Origin of the sequence: Caproiciproducens sp. NJN-50, from assembly GCF_004103755.1 — a bacterium.
Classification (GTDB): Bacteria; Bacillota; Clostridia; order Oscillospirales; family Acutalibacteraceae; genus Caproicibacter.
The window spans coordinates 2,939,456-2,962,265 of sequence record NZ_CP035283.1; the positions used below are offsets into that span (position 1 = coordinate 2,939,456).

Sequence of the window (22,810 nt, forward strand, 5' to 3'; positions counted from 1 at the left end):
CGGCGCCCCCCTATCCTAAAAAGTTCTTTGCAAGCGACAGAATAATGCCGCCCGCAACCACCGAACCGATCTGCCCCGCCACATTCGCGCCGATCGCGTGCATCAGCAGGTGGTTCTGGTTATCCTCCTGCAAACCCATTTTCTGAATCACGCGCGCCGACATCGGGAATGCGGAAATTCCTGCCGCGCCGACCATCGGGTTGAATTTCCTTCCCTCCGGAAGAAAGAGATTCAGAAATTTTGCAAACAAAACTCCGCCGGCGGAGTCGAATACAAAGGCAACCAGGCCGAGCGCCATAACCGCCAGCGTGTTCCAGCGCACGAACACGTCCGCTCGCATCTGGAACGCGATCGTGATGCCGAGAAAAATCGTGATCAGGTTCGCCAACGGTCCCTGCGCGGCCTTCGAGAGGCTTTCGAGCCTTCCGCATTCCCGGATCAGATTGCCGAACATCAAAAGGCCGACCAGCGCGACGGAATCGGGGGCGATCAGCCCGGCGATCATCGTAACGATGATCGGAAACAGGATTCTCGTCGTCTTTGAGACGGAATCCGGCCGGTAGGGCATCCGGATCTGCCGCTCCTTCCGGGTCGTGACCAGCCGGATGGCAAACGGCTGGATCAGCGGGACCAGCGCCATGTAGGAATAGGCCGCGACGGCAATGGCCCCTTTGTAATCGCTGTCCAGCACCTGGGAAACCAGGATGGACGTCGGCCCGTCCGCCGCGCCGATCACGCCGACCGACATGGCGTCCCTGAGCGGAAAGCCGAGCAGCACCGCCGCCGTGACGGTAAAAAAGATGCCGAACTGCGCGGCGGCGCCGAACAGGATCATCCGCGGGTTCGACAGCAGGGGCCCGAAATCGATCATGGCGCCGATGCCGACGAAGAGCAGCAGCGGCATGGCCTCCGAAGCGGCGATCCCCTTGTTGAACAGCCACTCGATGATCCCGTTGTCCCCCAGGACGCCCGAATAGGGCAGATTGACCAGAATGGCGCCGAAACCCATCGGCAGAAGCAGCGAAGGTTCAAAATCCTTTTTAACGGCCAGCCAGATCAGCAGCCCGCCGACAGCCCACATGACAACCATCTGCGGGGTAATGCCGAAGACCCCCTTCAGCAAAAAGTCGAATTGACTCAACAGCTTTGACACTCCTTTGTTTTCAGCAGCCCCGGCAAACGGAACAGAGTATTTGGCCACATGCAGTTATTATAGCGGAAACTCCGCGCCTTTTCAAGAAAAAAGCGGCCGCACCCGCCCTCAACGCAAAAAAAATCCGCCATGCTTCCGCACGGCGGATCGAAGGACCAGTCCTGTTCAGACGTGATCTTCAATGTATTTTACCAGTTCTCCGACCGTCTTGATGTTTTCGACTTCTTCGTCGGGAATCTCGATCTCAAACTCATCCTCAATCGACATCAGAAGATCGACGACATCCAGAGAGTCCGCCCCAAGATCATCGGCAATATTCGTATCTGCAGTAATCGTGTCCTCCTCAACGTCAAACTGCTCGCTTAAAATCGCCTTAACCTTCTCAAAAACCATGTTATATCCTCCTTAGATCTTAAAAATCACTCGTGTGCAACCAAAAATCCCAGTGTGGACAAAGGAATCCCGACTGTGCTACAATTGCACGGGTGATGGGACCCGAAATCCCGGGTTCCGAATGCCTATCCACATATTATTAGCAATGCTCCGCTTTGTCAATATTTTTTTTCGCCGGAGGTTGTTTGATTTGAAAATTTTAAAATTCGCTGTCATCGGGCACCCGATCGGACATACGATGTCCCCGTTCATTCAATCCCGGCTTTTCTCTCTCTCAGGAGTAAATGCGCAGTACGGTTCGATGGACGTCGCGCCGGAATCGCTGAAAGAGTTTCTCTCCCGCCGGGACGGCTGGGACGGATTCAACTTCACTATCCCCCACAAACGCGCCATTATACCCTTGCTGGACTCATTGGACCGAAAAGCGCAAATGACCGGCTCGGTCAACACCGTGAAGATCGAAAACGGAAGGCTCGCCGGTTTTACGACGGACGGGGACGGATTCCGTCTGTCCCTGCAGGCGGCCGGAGTCCCGCTGAAAGGCCGGACGGTGATACTCGGCGCGGGCGGAGCCGCGCGCGCCATAGCCTTTGAGGCCGCGCTCGCCGGCTGCGGGGTAACCGTCGCGGCGAGAGAGCACTCTTTCCCCGCGGCGGCGAAGCTTTGCGGCGATCTGAACCGGAAAATCCCGGGCGCCGGCGTCCGGGCGTGCCGGATCGGCGAAGTCGAAGGGACCATGGACCTGCTGGTCAACGCGACGCCGGCGGGCATGTATCCGGACGTGAAGTCCTGCGCGGCGGATGAAAATCTGGTCCGGCGGGCCGGCTGCGTGTTTGACGCGGTTTACAATCCTCAGGAAACCCTGCTGATCCGGCTCGCGAAAAAAAGCGGCATCCCGGCAGTCGGCGGCATGGCCATGCTGGTATGGCAGGCAGCGGCGGCGCAGACCGTCTGGACCGGCGCGGGATTCCCTGTGAGCGAAATCGACCGTCTGTGCAGCGACGCCATCCTTGAAATGAAGAAAAAATTCGGGAACGCATGAATTAAAAAAAGACTTGACACTCTCCAAGAGTTGTATTATGATACAGAAAAGATTCGGAGAAGGGAGTTTCAACATGAAGTTTCCGTTCAGTGTGCGATTTATGTTTTACGGATACCCCCGCTATTATTTCGCGGATGGGTTTACTTTCGCATACCCGGAAACTGACTGTGAGCTTTCTCGTGCCGGCAGGCGAAGGCCGTAATGGAATTTTATTTTCGGTCTTTCCCCTGACATTAAAGATGCATCGGCGGAGCTGGCAGCAGCCCCGCCGTTTTTTTTATGCATCCGGGCTTTTGCCCTCCGGACGGCGTCAGGCGCAGCCCCGTCAGAATCAGGGAGGAACTGTAATGATTATCGTACTGAAACCCGGCTGTACACAGCAGCAGATCAGCGATTTCTGCGCATCCCTTCGCGGGGAATACGGCGTCGGGATCAACACCTGGTCCGGCACCCAGAGTACCATGCTCGGTCTGATCGGGGACGATTCCGCGATCGACATCGACTCTGTCGCGGCACAGGAGCTTGTGGAAAGCGTCAAACGCGTGCAGGAAATCACCCGTTTTTACGAAGAAACTGCTTTCGAGATAAAGAAAAGGCTAGGAAATATCGTTCTGTGCGGATTCATGGGCAGCGGAAAGACTACGATCGGCGGCTTGCTGGCCGGCCGGACCGGCCGGACCTTTATCGATATGGACCAGTGGATCGAACAGAGAGAAGGCTGCACGGTCCCTGAAATTTTCGCCAGATACGGAGAAAGCCGCTTCCGCCGTCTGGAGCGCGAGGCCTCCCGCGAGCTTTCGCTTCGGACCGGGATCATCATCGCCACAGGCGGCGGGACGATCATCAACCCGGACAACGCCTGGGAGCTGAGATCCGGCGGAACCATCATTATGCTCGACGCGTCCCTTCATTCGGTGCGGACGCGGCTGCAGGGCGACCTCACCCGGCCGCTGCTGCGGAAGAAGGACGGCGGGCGGGCAATGGAACAGCTATACCAGGAGCGCCTGCCCGTCTACCGCGGACGGTCTGAGCTGATCGTCCCGGCGGACGGGTCGCCGGAGCAAACGGCGGATCTGGTCCTCAAAGCCCTTCAGCCCAATTCCGAATCCCAGCCTGCGTGATTTGATCGATTTCCCTCGTATAAATACGAAACGAATTTTTACCGCTGTTTTTTGCCGCATACATGGCGGCATCCGCTTTTCGGAACAACTCCTCATAGGAGGATCCGTCATGCGGATAAAAGGAGATCCCAACGCTGCCCGAGAGGCCGCAGCAGCCGGAAGCCCGGCTGGCGCGGAACGCGTCCCCGATGCTTTCCGCTTTCTTTACGGCCAGCTCCACCGACAGGATCCTTCTCAGGAATACCACGAATTCGTCCCCGCCGACGCGGGCGACAACGTCCTTCTCGCGGAACAGCCGTTTGATGCGGGAGGCCGTCTCGACAATCATCTCGTCGCCTTTCAGATGGCCCAGACGGTCGTTGATCTTCTTAAAATTGTCGATGTCGATGACAAAGAGCGCATGGCGCTCGCCCTTCCCGCTTTGCGCGATGATCCGGTTGATTCTTTCCGTTGCGGTCACCCGGTTGAACAGCCCGGTCAGCAGGTCGTGCTCCGCCTGCCGCCTCAAAGCGATCGATTCCCTTTTGCGGCGGTCGATGTTTGAAATAACGACGATCAGGCGCGTTGCCTCCCCCTGGTCGTCGAAAAACGCCGTGGGATGCACATTGCACCAGATATAACCCCCGCCGGCCTCGCGGAATCGGAACTCGCCGTCTTCCATCGGTTTCCCCCGCAGCAGACGGAGGGTCCTGTCCAACAACAGCCTGCGGTCCTGGCCGTAAATGACGGAGCTTTTCTCAAGATATTCCAAAAGGTTCCCGCACTGCGGGAATCCGGTCCCGAACTTCGCCGTAAATGTGGGCGAATAGTAAATCTTCCCGGTTTTCAGGTTGAAATCCAGGATCGGGTCCGCGGCGTGTTCCAAAAGCATGCGGTAACGCTCTTCCGTGACTGCGAGCTCCTCCTGCGTCTTCTGGGCTTCCGTAATGTTCATTAAAACGCTGTACAGCCAGATATTGCCGTTGCAGTCCTCCTGCAGCCTGGTTTTGTCCAGAATCCAGATCAGGCTTCCGCCCTTCCCCGCGATGCGGTAGGTGATCTCCGCCGCGCCGTCCTGCTTTCTGCGTCCAACCGCCCTGCGAAGCAGAAGGCCGCGGTCCTTTTCACAGACCATGCGGATAAACCGATCGTCAAATTGAGAGGCGATCTCCCCCCTGCCAAATCCGGTCATCCGGCAGAAGCCTTCGCTGACAAAATTCAGCGTCAGGAACTCGTCGTTCCGGCAGCAAAGCACTCCGCAGGGGACGTTGGCGGTCAGGGCCTCCAGCTCCCGCGCCTGTTCCAGCCTCAGCCTGCGGGAACGCCTGCTCAGAGTGATGTCTTCCACCACCCCGCAGAAATATTCGTCCCCCCCGGGTCCTTTTTGCAGCCTGACCCGGTAGGAAGCCCAGATGTGGTGCCCGTCCTTTTTGATCAGCCGGAGCTCCGGTTTCGCATATCCTTTTTCCGCAATTTCTTCCTCAAGGCGCTCCCAGTCGACCGGGGGGCTGTTGCGCAGCACCGGCGCCGGACCTCCGTCCAGCAGCGCCGTGACCTCGCCGTTCGCGAAGCCCAGCGTTTTGTAAAAGGAACCGCTCGCATAGAGAATCGAAAGTCTTCTGTCTTTCCGGCAGCACAACAAGCTGCAGCCAAGGCCTTCGATCAGTTCTTCCAGATTCAAGCTCTCCATTGCGCTGCTTCCTTCCGGAGAATTTCCAAATTGTGGTAATAAATACATTCTATCAACACCGGGAAGAGAATGCAAGTACCGCCCGCATATTTCCATAAATATCTTTATCGAACCGGTCCCGCGCCTTTGGGACGCCGGACACGGAGAAAGGAATCCCCTCATGAGGCTTTTTTCGTTCAGTGAGCGATTTATATTCTACGGATACCCCCGCCATCCTTTCGCGGACGGGTATATTTACGCATACCCGAAAACCGACTGTAAGCTTTCCCGTGCCGGCAGGCGCAGGCCGTAGCAACATTTCGGCCTTTGTCCTGACATGAAACGCAACGGCGGAGCTGGCAGCAGCTCCGCCGTTTTTTACGCGTCCGGGCCCTTTTGCCCGCCAGACGGAACCAGGTGCCGCCCCGCCCTTTAACATAGGAGGAACTGTGATGATCATTGTACTGAAACCCGGCTGCACGCGGCAGCAGATCAACGATTTCTGCGCATTCCTGAGAGAGGAATACGGCGTCAGGGTCAACACCTGGGTCGGCACCCAGAGCACCGTGCTCGGCCTGATCGGGGACACCTCCGCGATCGACATCGATTCCATCGCGGCGCAGGAGCTTGTGGAGAGCGTGAAACGCGTGCAGGAACCGTACAAAAAGGCGAATCGGAAATTCCACCCGGACGACACGGTGGTGACCCTGCCGGACGGGCGGAAAATCGGCGGCGGCGGACTCGCGCTGATCGCCGGCCCGTGCTCGGTGGAAAGCCGGGAGCAGATCTGCGGCATCGCGCGGCAGGTCAAAGCGGCGGGAGCCGGTTTTTTGCGGGGAGGCGCGTTCAAGCCCCGGACATCGCCGTATTCGTTCCAGGGCCTGAAGGCCGAGGGGCTTGAGCTTCTGCGGGAGGCGAAAAAAGAAACCGGCCTGCCGATCGTCACCGAGCTGATGAGCGAAAGGCACATCGACCTGTTTCTGGAAAGCGGCGTGAACATCATCCAGGTCGGCGCGCGGAACATGCAGAATTTCGAACTGCTCAAAGCGCTGGGCAAAATCCGCAAGCCGATCCTGCTCAAACGGGGCCTGTCGAACACGGTCGAGGAACTGCTGATGAGCGCCGAGTATATCATGGCCGGCGGGAACAGCCAGGTCATCCTCTGCGAGCGCGGCATCCGCACGTTCGAGCCTTACACGCGCAACACGCTGGACATCTCCGCCATCCCGATCCTGAAGCGCTTCTCCCACCTTCCCGTCGTCGCGGACCCGAGCCACGCCTCCGGCCACTCCTGGCTGGTGGAACCCCTCGCGCTGGCCGCCGTGGCCGCCGGAGCGGACGGCCTGATCATCGAGGTCCACAACAACCCCGCCAAGGCCCTTTCCGACGGGGCGCAGTCCCTGACGCCCGGCCAGTTTGAACGGACTGCCTCCCTCCTGAGGATGGAAGCGCAGGCTTTCGGAAGACGGTTGGACTAACGGATGCGTTTCTGATATACTATGTGAAAATTTATCCGTGCAGAAGGAGGCGTTTCCAAATGAATCAGAACGTCGTCGTGGCCGGTCTGGGACTGATCGGCGGCTCGCTTGCAAAGGCGTTTCGGAAATACAGCGACTGTACCGTGACCGGAATCGACAGCGACCCCGGGGTGGTCGCCGCCGCGCTGAGCTGCGGGGCGATCCGGCGCGAAGCGGGACTGGAGGACCTTGAGAGCGCGGACCTGCTGTTTTTATGCCTGTATCCACAGGCGGATATCGACTTTCTGCTCAAGCATGCCTCTTCCCTTCGCCCCGGCTGCGTCGTCACGGACGTGTGCGGGATCAAATCCTTTTTAAGCCCGCGCCTTTCGAGGATCGCGGCGGAGCACGGCCTCACCTATATCGGCGGGCACCCAATGGCCGGAAGGGAAAAAGGCGGTTTTGCGAACAGCGACGCCGACCTGTTCCTGGGGGCGAGCTATCTCCTGGTGCCGTGCGGCGCGGCGCGCGATGCAGTCGATACGATGACCGCCGTTGCGGTGGAGCTTGGCTTCGGCGGCACGGTCGTCACTACGCCGGAAGAGCACGACAGGGAAATCGCCTTCACCAGCCAACTGCCGCACGCCCTCGCCTGCGCTTATGTCAAAAGCCCGCAGTGTCCCGGCCACGCGGGATTTTCCGCGGGGAGCTACCGGGACGTGTCGCGCGTGGCGGCCATCAACGAGGCCATGTGGGCCGAACTGTTTCTCGACAACCGCGAAGCCCTGACGGAAGAGCTGGACACGCTGATCGGCAACCTGCGGGAGATCCGCGACGCGGTCGACGGACACAGTGAAGAAGCTCTGCGCTCCCTCCTGCGGGAGGGACGGCTGATCAAGGAAAGGCTGGGAGAGGCATGATTTTGACAGTCAATACGTCAAAGCCCTACCGGATCCTCATCGAACGCGGCTGCCTCGGCCGCGCCGGGGAAGAGGCAGCGAGGGTTTTTCCGAAAGGGGCGAAGGCCGCGGTCGTCACCGATTCCAACGTGGGACCGGTTTACGCCCGGCGCATTGCCGCATCTTTCAGCGCCGCCGGTTTTCAAACGTCCGTTTTCACCTTCCCCGCCGGGGAAGAGCACAAACGTTTATCCGTGGTTTCGGAGATGTACGCGGCCTTTTCGGAGCAGGAGCTGACGCGCAGCGATTTTATCGCCGCGCTCGGCGGCGGAGTGACGGGCGACCTGGCCGGATTCGCCGCCGCGACCTATCTGCGTGGAATCCGCTTTCTGCAGATTCCGACCTCCCTGCTCGCGCAGATCGATTCGTCCGTCGGCGGGAAAACGGGAGCGGACCTTCCGGAGGGCAAAAACCTGGTCGGCGCGTTCCACCAGCCTTCGCTGGTGCTGATCGACCCGGATACGCTTTCCACCTTGCCGGAACCGTTTTTCGCGGACGGGATGGGAGAGGCGGTCAAATACGGCTGTATCCGGGACCGCGCGCTGTTCGAAAAAATTGCCGAAGGAAATATAAAAGAGGAGATGGAATCGATGATCTGCCGCTGTGTGGACATTAAAAGGGAACTGGTCGAGCGCGACGAGCTGGACAACGGCGACCGGATGCTCCTGAATTTCGGGCACACGTTCGGCCACGCGCTGGAAAAGCTTCACGGCTACAAGGGCCTGACGCACGGCGAAGCGGTCGGGATCGGCATGGTCATGATGTGCCGCTGCTCAGAGGCCGCCGGCCTGACCGAGCCGGGGACGGCGGGGAAAATCGCCTCCGCGCTCCGGACGTACGGTCTGCCGGTTTCGGATCAAATGGAGCCGAACCGTATCGCGGAAGCCACCCGCCTGGACAAAAAGAGCCGCGGAGGCAGCATCAATCTGGTCCTCCTCCGGAAAATCGGCGAAAGTTTTCTGCACCCGGTTCCCCGCGGGGAACTCGGACGGTTCCTGGAGGCGCTGTCATGAGCCTCATACGGTGCTCCCCCGCCGTCCTGTCCGGCCGGGTGCGGGTCCCGATTTCCAAAAGCGCGGCGCACCGCGCGATGATCGGCGCTTTCCTCGCGGGCGCGCCGGACCCGCTTCCCGCGGGCGAAACCGTCAGCGAGGACCTGACTGCGACCCGCTCGGCGCTCGCGGCCCTGTTTGCCGCGGAGCGGAACGGGGAACCGGCGCTCGCCGACTGTGGGGAATCCGGCTCCACGCTGCGGTTCCTGATCCCGGTCGCCGCGGCGCTCGGGACCCCGGCGGTTTTTTCCGGCCGCGGGCGGCTGCCGCAGCGGCCGCTCGGCGTTTACCTCGACTGCCTGCCCCGCCACGGGACGGCATGCGAAAGCGCCGGCGGGCTTCCCCTGAGCGTCTCCGGCAAACTGCAACCGGGCACCTACTTTCTGCCCGGAAATGTAAGCTCCCAGTTTATCACGGGGCTCATGCTCGCCCTGCCGCTTCTGGACGGGGACAGCGAGATCCGCCTGACCTCCCCGCTGGAATCCGCCGGATACACGGATATGACGATTGAGATCCTGAAGGGCTATGGGATCGAAATATTTCCGGCTGAAGCGGGCTGGAACGTGCCGGGGACGCAGGAATTCCGCCCTTCCGGAGCCGGCATCGAGCGCGACTGGTCGCAGGCCGCGTTCTTCCTCGCGGCGGGGGCACTTGGAGGGCAGGTGGAACTTCCCGGGCTGCGGCCCGATTCCACCCAGGGCGACCGGGCTGCGGAAGAGCTGTTCCGCCGGTTCGGCGCGCGGCTCTCCTGGAACGGCGGCGTGCTGAGCGCCGGGCCGGGCGAGCTGCGCGGAATCGAGATCGACGCTTCCCAGATTCCGGATCTCGTGCCCGTTCTCGCCGTCACCGCAGCGGCGGCCCGGGGCCGCACCGTCATTCGGAACGCCGGGCGGCTGCGGCTCAAAGAGAGCAACCGGCTTGCCGCAATGGCGGACGGACTCCGCGTTCTCGGCGCACAGGTCCGGGAAACGGAGGACGGTCTGGTGATCGACGGCGCCGGCCGTCTGCGCGGCGGGACAGTGGAAGGCCGGGACGACCACCGCATCGTGATGGCGATGGCGGTCGCCGCGCTTGTTTCGGACGGGGACGTCACCGTGACGGACGCCGGAAGCATCCGGAAAAGCTACCCGGATTTTTTCCGGGACTACAATCTGTTGGGAGGAAAAGCGTATGATCTGGGGTGATCGGGTCCGGCTGACGGTCTTCGGAGAAAGCCACGGTCCGGCAATCGGCGCCGTTCTGGAGGGGCTTCCCGCGGGAGAGCCGGTAGACCTGGACGAAATCAGCGCGCAGATGGCCCGGCGCGCGCCGGGGCGGGACGCTTCCGCCACTCCCCGAAAGGAGGCGGACGCGCCCGGAATCCTGAGCGGGCTGCTGGAAAACCGGACGACCGGCGCGCCGCTGTGCGCAGTCATCGAAAATGCCGATACCCGCTCCGGCGATTATGAAGACCTCCGGAATGTCCCTCGCCCGGGTCACGCGGATTTCACGGCGAATATCCGCTACGGCGGGTTTAACGACGTGCGCGGCGGCGGGCATTTTTCGGGCCGCCTGACCGCGCCGCTGGTGTTCGCCGGGGCGGTCTGCCGGCAGATCCTCCGGCGCCGTGGAATCGCGATCGGCGGGCACGTCCTGTCCGTCCACGGCGTTTCCGACACGCCGTTCGACCCGGCGGATATCCCCGTCTCCCTTTTGGACCGCCTCTCTTCCCTTTACTTTCCCACCATCGACCCGAAGGCGGAAACCGCCATGCGCGCGGAAATCGAGGCCGCCCGGCAAAGGCTGGACAGCGTCGGCGGCGTGGTGGAATGCGCCGCGGCGGGAATCCCAGCCGGAGCGGGCGGGCCGCTCTCCGACGGGACGGAATCCCTATTCTCCTCGATCCTGTTCGGCATCCCCGCCTGCAAGGGAGTGGAGTTCGGCGCCGGTTTTGCTTCCGCCGCCCTGTTCGGCAGCGAGAACAACGATCCGTTTGTGTTCGACGATGCCGGGAACGTAAGGACCGAAACCAACCACTCGGGAGGCATTCTCGGCGGCATCACGACCGGAATGCCCGTCGTTTTCCGCGCCGCGTTCAAGCCGACCCCCTCCATCGGCCTGCCCCAGCGGAGCGTGAACCTGAAAACGGGCCTGACGGAAGAATCGGCGGTAAAGGGACGGCACGACCCATGCATCGTGCCCCGCGCGGTTCCCGCAGTGGAAGCCGCCGCCGCGCTCGCCGTGATCAATCTTTTGCCGTAATAATGATAATCCAGAGAAAGGTCGCTGTCATGGAACTGGAAGAATTGAGAAAACAAATCGACGGAATCGACGACGGGATTCTGGAGCTTTTCCTCCGCCGGATGGAATGCGCAAAACAGGTTGCCGAAGTGAAGCGCCAAAAGGACCTGCCGATCTTCAACGAGGCGCGCGAGCAGAAAATCCTGGATGATATCTCCCGCAAGGCCGGGGAATCCGGCGGGCAGGCCCGCATTCTGTACGCCAATCTGATGGCGATGAGCAGAGAAGTCCAACACCGCGCGCTCGGCAGCGGGGATTCTCTGCGCCGTTCGGTGGGAAACGCTTTTCATCCGACGGAGAAACCCCGCATCGTAGCGTGCCTGGGACAGAAGGGCTCCTACTCCCACGAGGCGGCGGCCCGTCTTTTCTACGAGGCGGAACCGGTCTTCTTTTCCGACTTTCCGTCGATCTTCGCATCCGTCGATCGCGGGACCGCCAGCCTCGGCGTGCTGCCCGTGGAAAATTCCACGGCGGGTTCCGTCAATGAAGTCTACGACCTCATTTTGAAATACCGTTTTTCAATCGTCGCCGCCGTAAGCCTTCCGGTGAGGCACTGTCTTGCCTCGCGGGAAACGGAATCGGGCCGCGTCCGCGTCGCGTATTCCCACCCGCAGGCGCTGCGCCAGTGCGCGGGATATCTGCAGGAACACGGGATTCCCGGCCGGGAGTGCTCCAGCACGGCGGAAGCCGCGGCCCGCGCGGTAAGGGAAAGCGGGGCGGCGGCGATTTGCTCGGAGCACGCGGCGGCCGACTTCCGTCTGAATCTTCTGGAGCGGAACATCCAGGACAGCGACGGCAACCGGACGCGCTTTATCGCCATCGGGCGCAGTCTGCTGATTCCGCCGAAGGCGGACAAAATCAGCCTGTGTTTCGCCGTACCGCACCGCATCGGCACGCTCTGCTCGGTGCTGGCCCGCTTTGCCGCCGCCGGCCTCAATCTGACTAAAATCGAATCCCGTCCGATTCCGGGAAGGAATTTCGAATACGATTTTTATCTCGATTTTTCCGGTTCCGCCGCGGATGCGAAAACCCTTGACCTGCTCTGCGCCCTGTCGGAGGAACTGCCGCGCTTTTCCTTCCTCGGGAATTATGTCGAGACAGAATAGCGGCGCCGCAACTTTACTTTTCCCGGCCTGAAGTCAAAAACAACGTGACAATTTGTTTCTTTTTTCCAGATGGTACATCAGCCCAAAATTATCTTAGAGAAAATTATTATTCTATTTCATGATATGATATAAATTATTGAATTTCAATAATTTCAGCATGTAAACCTAGATACGCTTGACAGGAAACGACCTGCCGGCAAACTGGGCCTGAAACCTGCGGAAGGGGGACTGAAATGATAAAAAAGTTCTTTTTGATCTGGATTGGAGTGATCCTGCTGGCCCTGCCGTCCTGCGCGGCGGGCCCTTCCGCCGATAAAGCAGAAAGCCACAGCCAAACTTCGGCTGGCAGTCAGGTATCTGTAAGCAGTCAGGCACCCATGAGCGGCGGGGCATCCTCGGCAGGCCCGGCACTTTCCAGCAGCCGGGCACCCGCGTCAAGCGCAGATTCCAGCAGCACTTTAAGCAAAACAGCCTCCAATATTGTGTTTCGGGAGGGAACCGCAAAGGATGGAAAGGTGATTCTGTCAAGCTCCGATCTCACCGGATTCTATACGGAAGACGATACGTTCAACCACAGTTATAAGATGATCGGATTCAAGCTGAAGAAAAGCGCGGAAGAGTCTTTCTCTGAGGAAACGGAAAGATTAGCCAAATCCGAGGGCACCCTGTCTCTCTGGGCGGGGGAAGAGCGTCTGAACAGTTCAACCCTTTCCGATCCGATCATCGGAGACACGTTTGTGCTTTCGCATCTGGAGGAAGACCAACTAGACGGCATTTGTAAAAAACTGAAAAGCGCGGATTGAAATTTATCCCATTGATATAAAAATATGGCGCCCGCCGGAAATCCGGCGGGCGCCTTTATGCACATCATCTATCCGCCGTTTGTCTGACGGCAAGGGCAACCCAGCCCTTTTCCTCTTTTCTGCCGACGACCGCAAAGGAATTCTTCAATCCGTCCAGCACATCCTGTTCCCGCTCGTCGATGATGCCGCTCAGGATCAGAATCGAATCAGGGACCATGAAATTCCCGATGTCTTTCAGAAGTTCCAGAATTACATCCGCCACAATATTTGCCGCGACGACTTGAAATTTCCCCTCCACCCGGTCGGTCAGGCTGCCGCAGATGCCGGTGAAGCGATTTTCAACATGGTTGCGCTCCGCGTTCTGCACGGCGGTTTTGACCGCAAGCGGGTCGATGTCCACGCCGACGGCGCGCTCTGCGCCGAGCAGCAGTCCGGCGACCGAAAGGATTCCGCTGCCGCAGCCGACATCGAGCATCGAGCAGCCGGGGACAACAGATTCCTCAAGAAATTCCATGCACAGCCGCGTCGTCTCGTGCGTTCCCGTGCCGAACGCAATACCCGGCTCCAGATCGAGCACCACGCGGCCCTCCGGATTTTCAGCCTGTTCCCAGTCAGGGCGGATCAACAGCCTTTTCCCGACCGGGATGGGGTGAAAGTACTGTTTCCAGTTATTGATCCAGTCCTCCTGCGCGCAGGAGGCTGTTTCAATACCGTATTTGATTCCCGACGCCGCGTATCGCTCGCGCAAAAACGCGATTGCCTCCGCGGGACTGTCCTCCGGAGCGATATAAACATGAACGACCGCTTTCGAGCGGTCTTTTTTCAGCAGGTCCTCGTCGATCAGGTCGATATGGGCGATCTGCTCCACCTCTTCCTGAAGATGTGAATAATCTTCAATATAAATCCCATACGGCACCGTCATCTGCGCAATATCGCCCGCCGCATCCGCCTGAGCCGCGTCCACCGTGATTTTTACTTCCGTCCAGTCCATCCAGCTTCCTCCGCTTTTTATGATTTCAATCTCAATTATAACGGAATACCGGAAGAAAATACAGATTTATTTTGGCCGCCGCGCGAATACATTTGAGTAAAAGAAAAAAAGGTGGCCTCAAATGAACCGGAAACGCGTATTTATCCGAAACGCGGTCCTCATGACGCTGGGCTCCGCCGCCCTGCGGTTTTCCGGACTGTGGTTCCGCACCTGCATCTGTTCCTGGATCGGCGCGAGCGGAGTTGGAATTTACCAGTTGATTTTCTCCATTTTTTCACTCGGCATTACGGCATGCACCTCCGGCATCGGGCTGGCAGTCACGCGCATGGTCGCGGAGGGCAAGGGTTCCCGGCGGTATCTCCGGGGCTGCATGGGCTTTGCGCTGACCATGAGTCTGCTGGCGGGCGGCGTTCTCCTTGCCGTTTCAGACTTTGCGGCCAACCGGCTGATCGGCACCCCCGCGGCGGCGGACCCGCTGCGCCTGCTCGCCCCCGGACTGCCGTTCATCGCGGCCTGCGCCTGTCTGAAAGGATATTTCTTCGCAAACCGGAATATCGTCGTTCCCATGATCGGAGAATTTTGGGAACAGCTTGCGACCATCGGAATTTCGTATCTTCTGCTCACCCGTACCCCGCTGCCGGAGCTGAACGCGCTGATGATCGGTTCCACCATCGGCGAAGCGGCGGCGCTGGCCTACGTTGCCGCCGCGTTCTTCTTCTATATCCGCAGGCACGGCCTCCCGGAAGGCGGCGGGACAAACTCGCGCGTGCTGCGCAATATCCTGCACATCGCGGGACCGATGCTGGTCGGCTCCTTCCTGCGCAGCTCGCTGTTCAGCGCCGAAAACCTCCTTATCCCGGCAGGTCTTAGAAAGTTCGGCGCCGGCGGAGTCGCGGCGCTGGCGCAGTACGGCGTAATGCAGGGAATGGTGATGCCCGTCATCTTCTTCCCGATGTCGTTCGTGAGCTCCGTCGCCATGCTGCTGATTCCGGAAATCGCGGAGGCGGTGGCGCGCAACCAGAGAAGCACGGTGAAATCCTCCGCGGAACACGCGTTCCGAACAACCCTGATGTTCGGCTTCGTGACCAGCGCGATCCTGATTGTTTTCGCGGACGAAATCGGCGGGATTTTTTTCGGGAACGCGCAGGCCAGCAATATTCTTCGCATCATGGCCCCGATTGCTCCGCTGATGTACCTCGACAACGTGGTGGACAACATGCTCAAGGGGCTGGATCAGCAGATGTACTCCCTCAAATACAATTTCAGTGATTCCGTGATGCGCGTCGCGCTGATCAGTTTTCTGATCCCCGTTTTCGGCATCCGGGCCTACCTCGCCATTTTGTATTTCAGCGAAATCTACAACGCCTCCCTCAGCATCAGCCGTCTGCTGAAGGTTACCAAACTCGAAGTCGACATCCTTGGCTGGATCGTTTTCCCCGCAGTGACGGGCGCCCTCCTCTATTACGTTCTGGTTCTGCTGAAAAAGACCGTTTTCTATTTCATTTGACAAACCCCGCCCGAATCGTTAAACTGTTACTTAATACTCAAGGTAGGGGAAAAAGACACATGAGCGATATCCGAACTCTGCTCCTTATTTTCGCGCTTTACAGCTTCCTGGGCTGGGCGATCGAAAGCATTTACTGCTCCATTCCCGCCGGAAAGCCGATCAACCGGGGATTTCTGGCCGGACCGTTCTGCCCGATCTACGGCGCCGGCGCCATGCTGGTCGTCGAAGTTCTGACCCCTTTCAAGGAAAATATTCTTCTTCTGTTCGCCGCGGGCGCGCTTCTGACCAGTCTGGTTGAATATCTGACCGGCTGGCTGCTGGAAGTGCTGTTCCACACGAAATACTGGGACTATTCGTCTCATCGCTTTCAGATTCACGGCAGGGTGTGCCTGAAAAACTCCCTGCTGTTCGGCGTGATGAGCGTCGCCGCCGTCCATGGTTTTCAGCCCTTTTTGCTCTCGCTGGCGGAGCGAATCCCAAGCCGCGTTCTTTCCTGGCTTTCGTTTGGACTTGCCCTGTATTTTCTGGCGGACACCGCGCTGTCCGTCATGGAAGTCACCCGCCTGAACGGGATGCTTTCCGAACTGCAGCAGGTGATGGACGAGATCAAAGAAAGGGCGCACACCGCGCGCGTGGAAACACGGGAAGTCCTTCAGGACATGATCGCCGCGCGACTGGATGGAATGGACGAAAATACAAAAGCGCGCCTGCGCGCGCTCTATGAGCAGAAGGAAAAGCTGGAATCCGGCTTTCACCTGCTCCAGCGCCGCATTCTCCGCGCGTTCCCGACCATGCGCAGCGCGAAAAGCAACGAATCCCTGCTGCGCATCCGCGAGCTTCTGCAAAACTACGGGAAATTCATCCGCCGCGGATAAGTTCAAAGCAGACGTTCAAACCTGATTTCATGCCGGATCGGAATGCCGTCCTCCCCGGTCAGCAGAATTTCAGGTTTGATTTTCCGCGCCCGTTCGACCGCGCCGCGGAAAAAAGCCGCCATATCGAAGCCGCGCTTCTGATAAAACCGCATCGCGCGGGCGTTGTCGTTCGTCGTGTACAGATACACCATATGGCAACCCTTCCCCTTTGCCGCACTCACGGCGGCGGAGAGCAGCGCCGATCCGGTGCCCCGGTTTTCGTTCACGCTGTCAAGCGATACGACTTCACATTCTTCGCCTTCCACAAGAAAGGTGACGGCGCCCGTGACGGTTCCGTCCTCCACGGCAGCAAAGCCGTCCAGGCCCGTGAGCCGGATCGAGCGCCCGCCGGAAACCATCACGTCCGATCCCCATTGCCGTGCGAGAAATTCCATAACTTCCCGGCGGCTGCGGTCCGTAATTGCCCAAAGCTCCATGAAAAGGTCTCCCCCAATTCACCGGATTTCTTTCTGTTGCGCCGCATGCGGCAACCAGCGGGCACGGTTCGGAAAGCCGTCCGTTCCGTTACAGCGCCGCGATGGCTTCCACTTCGACGAGGGCGCCCTTCGGCAGCTCGCGCACCGCGACGCAGGAGCGCGCGGGCTTGCCTGTAAAGTACTTTGCATATACGGCGTTGAACGCCGCAAAATCGTTCATATCCTTCAAAAAGCAAGTTGTTTTTACGACGTCTTCAAAGTCGGCGCCGGCGGCTTTTAAAACCTCGCCGACATTTTTGCAGGACTGTTCCGCCTGCACCGAGATGCCGCCCTCGACGACCGCCCCGGTCGCGGGGTCGATCGGAATCTGCCCGCTGGAAAACACAAGATTCCCGGCCACGATCGCCTGGGAGTACGGGCCGACGGCTTCCGGCGCTTTTTTGGTATATACGGTTTGATTCATAGGTAACTCTCCTTTTCAGCTCTCCAAGATATGGTATCCGGCGCGCACGACGGCGTCGCGGATTCGGTTCAGATGGTCGCGGTCGCGGGTTTCCACGCCGATGGACAGCGTGCAGGCGGTGATGTCCGCCTCGTCGCCGGAGTGGTCGTGCCGCACGGAGACGACGTTTCCCCCCAATTCCGCGATGACGGTGGAAACCTCCCGCAGCTCGCCGGGCTTGTCGACCAGTTCGATCACCAGTTTTCCCTGCCGCCCCGCCCGGGTCAGGCCCCGGCTGATGACGCGGGAAAGGATAGTCACGTCGATATTTCCTCCGGAGACCAGGCAGACGGCTTTTTTGCCCCGGACGTCCACCCGGTTGAACATCGCGGCGGCGACCGCGACCGCGCCGGCGCCCTCCGCGATCAGCCGGTGCTGCTCCATCAGGGCCAGGATCGCCGCCGCCGTCTCGTCGTCCGTCACGGTGACGACCTCGTCCACATACCGTTCGCACAGGTCATAGGTCAGCTTTCCGGGGCATTTGACCGCGATTCCGTCCGCAAAGGTCGAAACGCGCGGGAGCGGCGCTACTTTTTTGTCCTTCAGCGCCCTCGCCATGGAGGGCGCGCCGGTCACCTGCACGCCGTAGACCCTGCACTGCGGCCGCAGCGATTTGACCGCGCACGCGACGCCGGAAACGAGTCCGCCCCCGCCGACCGGAACGATGACCGCGTCCGCGTCCGGCAGTTGCTCCAGGATCTCAAGCCCGACGGTCCCCTGGCCGGCGATGACGTCCGGGTCGTCAAACGGATGGATAAAAGTCGCCCCGCTCTCCTTCTGCAGCCGGCGGGCCTCCTGATACGCGTCGTCGTAGACGCCCTTCACCAGCCGCACCTGCGCGCCGTAGGATTTGGTGGCCTCCACCTTGGAGATCGGCGCGCCCTCCGGGATGCAGATCAGCGCGGGGATGCCGCTTTTCGCCGCCGCCAGTGCCACGCCCTGCGCGTGGTTTCCGGCGGAGCAGGCAATCACGCCCTTTTCCTTTTCCTCTTCGGACAGGCGGCTGATCTTATTGTACGCCCCCCGCACCTTGAAGGAACCTGTCACCTGAAGATTTTCGGGCTTCAAATAGAGCTTTCCCTCCGGATGGAGGCGCGGGGCTTCCATCAAATCTGTCCTTCGGACAACGCCCTCGAGAGTGCGGGCCGCCTCCTGAATCCGTTCCAGCGTCATAAAATGCACACCCTGTCCCTATCATAGCAGATTTTTTCTTCCATTTCCAGAATCGGTTCCTCCACCGAGCCGCTCGCGGGCACCATCGGCAGCACGTTCAGGTCCTTGCGGACGGGGCAGTTGACCAGCACCGGCCCGCCGCACGACAGCGCGCGCTCCAGCACCGTCTCGATCTCCGATCTGCCGGAGACCGTCATCGCCCGCACGCCGAACGCCTCCGCCAGCTTTTCGCAGTCCACCGCGTCCTCGACGTCCGACTGGGAAAAGCGCCCGCCGTAAAACAGCTTCTGCCACTGGCGCACCATGCCGAGGGTGGAATTGGACAGAACCAGTTCGATCACCGGAATTCTCTCCCGTGCCAGAGTGGAAAGCTCCGCGCAGTTCATGCGAAAGCTTCCGTCCCCCGCAATATTGACGACCGTGCGGTCCGGCTTCGCCATTTTCGCGCCGATCGCCGCGCCGAGGCCGAACCCCATGGTTCCCAGGCCTCCGGAAGTCAGGAACGTCCTCGGTTTTCGGAATGTGCCGAACTGTGCCGCCCACATCTGGTGCTGGCCGACCTCCGTCGTCAGAATCGCGTCCGGCCCGGCCAGCCGGCAAAGCGTTTCAAGAACCTCCTGAGGCAGGATCTCCTCTTCTTCCCTTCCCTCCTGGTGCAGCGGATAGTCCCGTTTCCACTCTTCGGCCTGTTCCAACCATTCGCCGTGGCTCCGCGGCCTGAAAAGCGGCAGCAATTCTCTCAGCACCGCGCCGACGTCCCCCTGCAGCCGGAGGTCGACGCCGATGTTTTTGCCGAACTCCGCGGGATCGATATCGATCTGAAGGATCCGGCAGTTCCGGGCGAAATGTTCCCCATCGCACAGCACGCGGTCGGAAAAGCGGGTGCCGACAGCGACCAGCAGGTCGCACCGCTTCAACGCCTCTGCGGAGGCCTTCGTGCCATGCATGCCCAGCATCCCGAGGTATCGGCTGTCCTCCTGGTCAAACCCGCCCTGGCACATCAGCGTGCAGGAAACCGGGGCGTCCAGCGTTTTTGCCAGAAGAGCGAATTCGTGTGAGGCGTCCGAGGCGACAACGCCGCCCCCGCCGTACAGGAGCGGCCGCTCGCTCTCCTCCAGCATCGCCGCCGCCCTGCGGAAGCTCTCCGGCGAAGGGAGCGCCGGTTTTTCTGCCTTTTTGGGGGCGGCCGGAACAAATTCCGTCCTTTGGGCGGAAACGTCCTTCGGAATGTCGATCAGCACGGGACCCTTCCGCCCGGAGCCGGCCAGATCGAACGCCTCGCGCACCACATTCGCCAGCTCCGAAACGTCGCGCACCAGAATGCTCTTTTTCGTCACCGGGCGGGTGATGGAGGTGATGTCCACCTCCTGGAAGCTGTTCTTTCCCAGGAGGGCCCGCTCCACATTCCCGGTGACCGCGACCAGCGGGGTCGAATCCGCATAGGCCGTCGCGATGCCGGTCACCAGATTCGTCGCGCCGGGGCCGGAGGTCGCGATGCAGACGCCCGTTTTCCCGCTCGCCCGGGCATAGCCGTCTGCCGCGTGGGCGGCCGCCTGCTCGTGCGCCGTGCGGACGTGCCTGATTTTCGTCCGGTATTCATACAGGGCGTCGTACAGGTTCAGCACCGCCCCTCCCGGATAGCCGAAGACGGTGTCCACCCCCTGTTCCAGCAGGCATTCCATCAGAATCTGGGATCCGGTCAGCATCATGAAAACTCCTCCTTCATTCTTCGCGCGGACAACAAAAAAAGCTTTCGCCTCAAAAAGAGGCGAAAGCTGATCGCTTCGCGGTACCACTCTTATCCGCCGCCGAAAAGGCGGCATCTCTGCGCGCATCCAACAATGCGCTCTCCTGTAACGGGGAGTTCCGGGACGGCCTACTCGCGGACTTTCAGCCTCCTGCTCAAGGGCGATTTCGTGCGGGCTCCGCGCCGCCTCGCACCACCCGGCGGCTCTCTGAACGCGGAGGGACCCTCAGTCCTTCCCTATCAACGCAATTGAAATATTTTTATTATCATACTTTGATTTCCGGTGTTTTGTCAATCATTTTCATTGATTCACATAACATTTCATCTATTCCAACAAATTATTTTGACTGAATTTGGCTATTTATTATCATATCTTCTAAATCATAAAAAAATAATTGACAAGTTAATGCCTCCGTGCTAAGATGGTCCACAACAGAATATCAAAAATGCAGTGAGCGGGCAAAAGTTCGGTTACGACCCCTTTCAGAGAGCCGCCGGGGGTGCGAGGCGGCAGGAAGTTCCGATACGACATCACCCGTAAGCAGCCGGTTTGAAAGGCTTTGGGCCGATTAGATCCGGACGGTTCCGTTCCGTTAAAGGCGGACGTATTTGGTGGGCCCGCCTGATACGGTTGAGGTGGCCGCAGTGCTGCGGCAAACAGAGTGGTAACGCGGAGAAATGAAACCCCCGTCTCTGATTTAAAAAATCAGAGACGGGCTTTTTTTATCCTTTAACGGCCCGATATTCTGGAGAACCCGTGACGATTGAGGAAGGAAGCAAGCATTATGAACGGATTGGCTATCATTATCGTTTCCATTGCCGTTTTGGGCGGCGGCTACGTCTTTTACGGCAGATGGCTCGTAAAAAAGTGGGGGATCGATCCAAACGCGGAGACTCCCGCCTACACGCATGAGGACGGGCAGGACTACGTTCCGGCCCCGAAGGGGATCGTCTTTGCGCACCAGTTTTCCACCATCGCGGGGGCGGGCCCCGTCACCGGCCCGATTCTCGCCGCCATGTTCGGGTGGCTCCCGGCGCTTTTATGGATCCTGGTCGGGGGCGTGTTTTTCGGCGCGGTGCAGGATTTCGGCGCGCTGTACGCCTCCGTCAAAAACGAGGGCAAATCCATCGGCCTGATCATCGAGCAGTATATCGGCAAGACCGGCAAGCGCCTGTTCCTGATCTTCTGCTGGCTGTTCTCGCTTCTGGTCATCGCGGCGTTCGGAGACATGGTGGCCTCCACGTTCAACGCCTACGCCGTTGCGGGCCAGGTCAGCAAGCCGAGCGCGGCGGCCGGCTCCATTTCGCTGTTCTATATTCTCGGCGCCGTCCTGTTCGGCCTTTTCATGAAATACGCCAAGCCCAACCAGGGCGTGACCTTTGCGGCCGGCCTGATCCTGTTCGTCGCCATGATGGCGGCCGGGATGGCGTTCCCCGTTTATCTTGATAAAATGCAGTGGCTGCTGGTCGTGTTCGCCTATATTTTCTTCGCGGCGGTCGTCCCGATGTGGATCCTGATGCAGCCGCGCGACTACCTGAGCACCTTCCTGCTGATCAGCATGATCCTCGGCGCGGTCGTCGGCATTTTCATGACCAATCCGGACATGAACCTGCCCGCGTTCACCTCTTTCAACGTCGACGGCAAAATGCTGTTCCCCACGCTGTTCGTCACCATCGCCTGCGGCGCGATCTCCGGATTTCACAGCCTGGTTTCCTCCGGAACCTCCTCCAAACAGGTGAAAAACGAAAAGGATATGCTCGGCATCGGCTACGGCGCCATGATCGTCGAATCGCTGCTCGCGGTCGCCGCGATCGTCGTCGCGGGCGCCGCCGCGAAGAGCGGCAAGCTGCCGGCCGGCACCCCGTTTCAGATCTTCTCCGCCGGCGTGGCCGGATTCTTCCAGAAATTCGGCATGTCGGAATATGTCGCGAAATGCAGCATGACGATGTGCGTTTCCGCGCTCTGCCTGACGACCCTTGATTCCGTCGCCCGCATCGGCCGCATGTCGATGCAGGAACTGCTCTACGACGAGGATGGAAAGGCCCACACTCCGGTCACGATTTTTCTGACAAACAAGTATGTGTCCACGATTGTTACTCTGTTTTTCGGCTTTGTACTCTCGCTCGGCGGGTACAACAACATCTGGTCGCTGTTCGGCGCAACCAATCAGCTGCTCGGCGCGCTCGTGCTGATCGCGCTGGCCGTATTCCTCAAAACGACGGGACGGGAGGGTTGGATGCTCTACGTGCCGATGACGGTGATGCTGGTCGTCACCATGACCGCGCTGGTTCAGGCCGTGATCAACATCTTCGTGAAGATCGGCGCGGGCAAATTCGTGTTCCTGACCGACGGGCTCCAGCTCATCGTCGCCGTGCTGCTGATGGCGCTGGCGGTGATGGTCGCCTTTCACTGCCTGCAAAAATTGTTCGGCAAGGAGAAAGACAAGAACACGCCCTCCGTTGCCAAAGAAGCGACCTGAGCGGACCCTTTCCTCTCATGTGAAAACCGCCGGGCGGGTGAAATC

General features: G+C 59.8%; 20 protein-coding genes and 2 other annotated features. Of the genes, 12 read left to right on the plus strand and 8 right to left on the minus strand.

Features of this window, described 5'->3' with window-relative positions; all coding sequences use genetic code 11:
• Window positions 1-10: 10 nt before the first annotated feature.
• Together EQM14_RS14360 and acpP are read right to left on the minus strand one after the other, a co-directional pair.
• Window positions 11-1,090, minus strand: a complete 1,080-nt coding sequence (locus tag EQM14_RS14360; protein ID WP_128744356.1) for a sodium ion-translocating decarboxylase subunit beta — start codon at window positions 1,088-1,090, stop codon at window positions 11-13.
• A gap of 228 nt (window positions 1,091-1,318) precedes the next feature.
• The gene (acpP, locus tag EQM14_RS14365; protein ID WP_066650204.1) at window positions 1,319-1,546 is read right to left on the minus strand and encodes an acyl carrier protein; all 228 of its coding nucleotides are present in this window, start codon (window positions 1,544-1,546) and stop codon (window positions 1,319-1,321) included.
• Window positions 1,547-1,736: 190 nt separating this feature from the next.
• Here acpP and aroE point away from each other — a divergent pair, with 190 nt between their 5' ends.
• Complete coding sequence (gene aroE, locus EQM14_RS14370) at window positions 1,737-2,588, plus strand: shikimate dehydrogenase (protein WP_164919100.1); 852 nt, start codon at window positions 1,737-1,739, stop codon at window positions 2,586-2,588.
• Between the two features lie 347 nt (window positions 2,589-2,935).
• Window positions 2,936-3,709, plus strand: a complete 774-nt coding sequence (locus tag EQM14_RS16455; RefSeq protein WP_164919101.1) for a shikimate kinase — start codon at window positions 2,936-2,938, stop codon at window positions 3,707-3,709.
• Here EQM14_RS16455 and EQM14_RS14380 read toward each other — a convergent pair.
• Complete coding sequence (locus tag EQM14_RS14380; protein ID WP_164919102.1) at window positions 3,669-5,378, minus strand: sensor domain-containing protein; 1,710 nt, start codon at window positions 5,376-5,378, stop codon at window positions 3,669-3,671. The two genes, EQM14_RS16455 and EQM14_RS14380, sit on opposite strands and share 41 nt — an antisense overlap.
• Before the next feature lie 431 nt (window positions 5,379-5,809).
• Here EQM14_RS14380 and aroF point away from each other — a divergent pair, with 431 nt between their 5' ends.
• From aroF to EQM14_RS14415, 7 genes are all read left to right on the plus strand, one after another.
• On the plus strand, window positions 5,810-6,835 hold the full coding sequence (aroF, locus tag EQM14_RS14385; protein WP_128743864.1) for a 3-deoxy-7-phosphoheptulonate synthase: 1,026 nt from the start codon (window positions 5,810-5,812) through the stop codon (window positions 6,833-6,835).
• A 59-nt stretch (window positions 6,836-6,894) separates the two neighbouring features.
• Window positions 6,895-7,734 carry a prephenate dehydrogenase gene (locus EQM14_RS14390; RefSeq protein ID WP_128743865.1) on the plus strand — a complete coding sequence of 280 codons (840 nt, stop codon included), beginning with the start codon at window positions 6,895-6,897 and terminating at the stop codon, window positions 7,732-7,734.
• Window positions 7,731-8,786, plus strand: coding sequence for a 3-dehydroquinate synthase (aroB, locus tag EQM14_RS14395; RefSeq protein ID WP_128743866.1), 1,056 nt, complete (start codon window positions 7,731-7,733; stop codon window positions 8,784-8,786). Before EQM14_RS14390 ends, aroB begins: the two co-directional genes overlap by 4 nt.
• Complete coding sequence (gene aroA, locus EQM14_RS14400) at window positions 8,783-10,009, plus strand: 3-phosphoshikimate 1-carboxyvinyltransferase (protein WP_128743867.1); 1,227 nt, start codon at window positions 8,783-8,785, stop codon at window positions 10,007-10,009. The genes aroB and aroA overlap by 4 nt, the downstream gene beginning before the upstream one ends.
• Window positions 9,996-11,066, plus strand: coding sequence for a chorismate synthase (gene aroC / locus EQM14_RS14405; protein ID WP_128743868.1), 1,071 nt, complete (start codon window positions 9,996-9,998; stop codon window positions 11,064-11,066). Before aroA ends, aroC begins: the two co-directional genes overlap by 14 nt.
• Before the next feature lie 29 nt (window positions 11,067-11,095).
• Window positions 11,096-12,211 (plus strand): bifunctional chorismate mutase/prephenate dehydratase, encoded by a 1,116-nt coding sequence (locus tag EQM14_RS14410; protein WP_128743869.1) that lies wholly within the window; start codon window positions 11,096-11,098, stop codon window positions 12,209-12,211.
• A gap of 233 nt (window positions 12,212-12,444) precedes the next feature.
• A complete protein-coding gene (locus tag EQM14_RS14415) occupies window positions 12,445-13,014 on the plus strand; it encodes a hypothetical protein (RefSeq protein WP_128743870.1) in 570 nt (189 codons plus the stop codon).
• 64 nt (window positions 13,015-13,078) lie between these two features.
• Here the strand turns inward: EQM14_RS14415 and prmA are convergent, their stop codons facing one another.
• On the minus strand, window positions 13,079-14,005 hold the full coding sequence (gene prmA / locus EQM14_RS14420) for a 50S ribosomal protein L11 methyltransferase (RefSeq protein ID WP_128743871.1): 927 nt from the start codon (window positions 14,003-14,005) through the stop codon (window positions 13,079-13,081).
• Between the two features lie 121 nt (window positions 14,006-14,126).
• Between prmA and EQM14_RS14425 the strand changes: the two genes are divergently transcribed.
• Together EQM14_RS14425 and EQM14_RS14430 are read left to right on the plus strand one after the other, a co-directional pair.
• On the plus strand, window positions 14,127-15,512 hold the full coding sequence (locus EQM14_RS14425; protein ID WP_128743872.1) for an MATE family efflux transporter: 1,386 nt from the start codon (window positions 14,127-14,129) through the stop codon (window positions 15,510-15,512).
• 59 nt (window positions 15,513-15,571) lie between these two features.
• On the plus strand, window positions 15,572-16,387 hold the full coding sequence (locus EQM14_RS14430; protein ID WP_128743873.1) for a putative ABC transporter permease: 816 nt from the start codon (window positions 15,572-15,574) through the stop codon (window positions 16,385-16,387).
• A 2-nt stretch (window positions 16,388-16,389) separates the two neighbouring features.
• Here EQM14_RS14430 and EQM14_RS14435 read toward each other — a convergent pair whose 3' ends face one another.
• From EQM14_RS14435 to ilvB, 4 genes are all read right to left on the minus strand, one after another.
• Window positions 16,390-16,863, minus strand: coding sequence for a GNAT family N-acetyltransferase (locus tag EQM14_RS14435; RefSeq protein WP_128743874.1), 474 nt, complete (start codon window positions 16,861-16,863; stop codon window positions 16,390-16,392).
• Between the two features lie 88 nt (window positions 16,864-16,951).
• Window positions 16,952-17,326: a RidA family protein gene (locus tag EQM14_RS16540; protein WP_205703174.1), complete on the minus strand. Its 375-nt coding sequence runs from the start codon at window positions 17,324-17,326 to the stop codon at window positions 16,952-16,954.
• Between the two features lie 15 nt (window positions 17,327-17,341).
• Complete coding sequence (ilvA, locus tag EQM14_RS14440; protein ID WP_205703175.1) at window positions 17,342-18,538, minus strand: threonine ammonia-lyase; 1,197 nt, start codon at window positions 18,536-18,538, stop codon at window positions 17,342-17,344.
• A complete protein-coding gene (ilvB, locus tag EQM14_RS14445; protein WP_128743875.1) occupies window positions 18,535-20,247 on the minus strand; it encodes a biosynthetic-type acetolactate synthase large subunit in 1,713 nt (570 codons plus the stop codon). The genes ilvA and ilvB overlap by 4 nt, the downstream gene beginning before the upstream one ends.
• Window positions 20,248-20,299: 52 nt before the next feature.
• Window positions 20,300-20,538 (minus strand) — a binding site (T-box leader).
• A gap of 189 nt (window positions 20,539-20,727) precedes the next feature.
• Window positions 20,728-20,983, plus strand: a binding site (T-box leader).
• A gap of 87 nt (window positions 20,984-21,070) precedes the next feature.
• Between ilvB and EQM14_RS14450 the strand changes: the two genes are divergently transcribed.
• Window positions 21,071-22,765: a carbon starvation CstA family protein gene (locus EQM14_RS14450; protein ID WP_128743876.1), complete on the plus strand. Its 1,695-nt coding sequence runs from the start codon at window positions 21,071-21,073 to the stop codon at window positions 22,763-22,765.
• The last annotated feature ends 45 nt before the right edge of the window (window positions 22,766-22,810 follow it).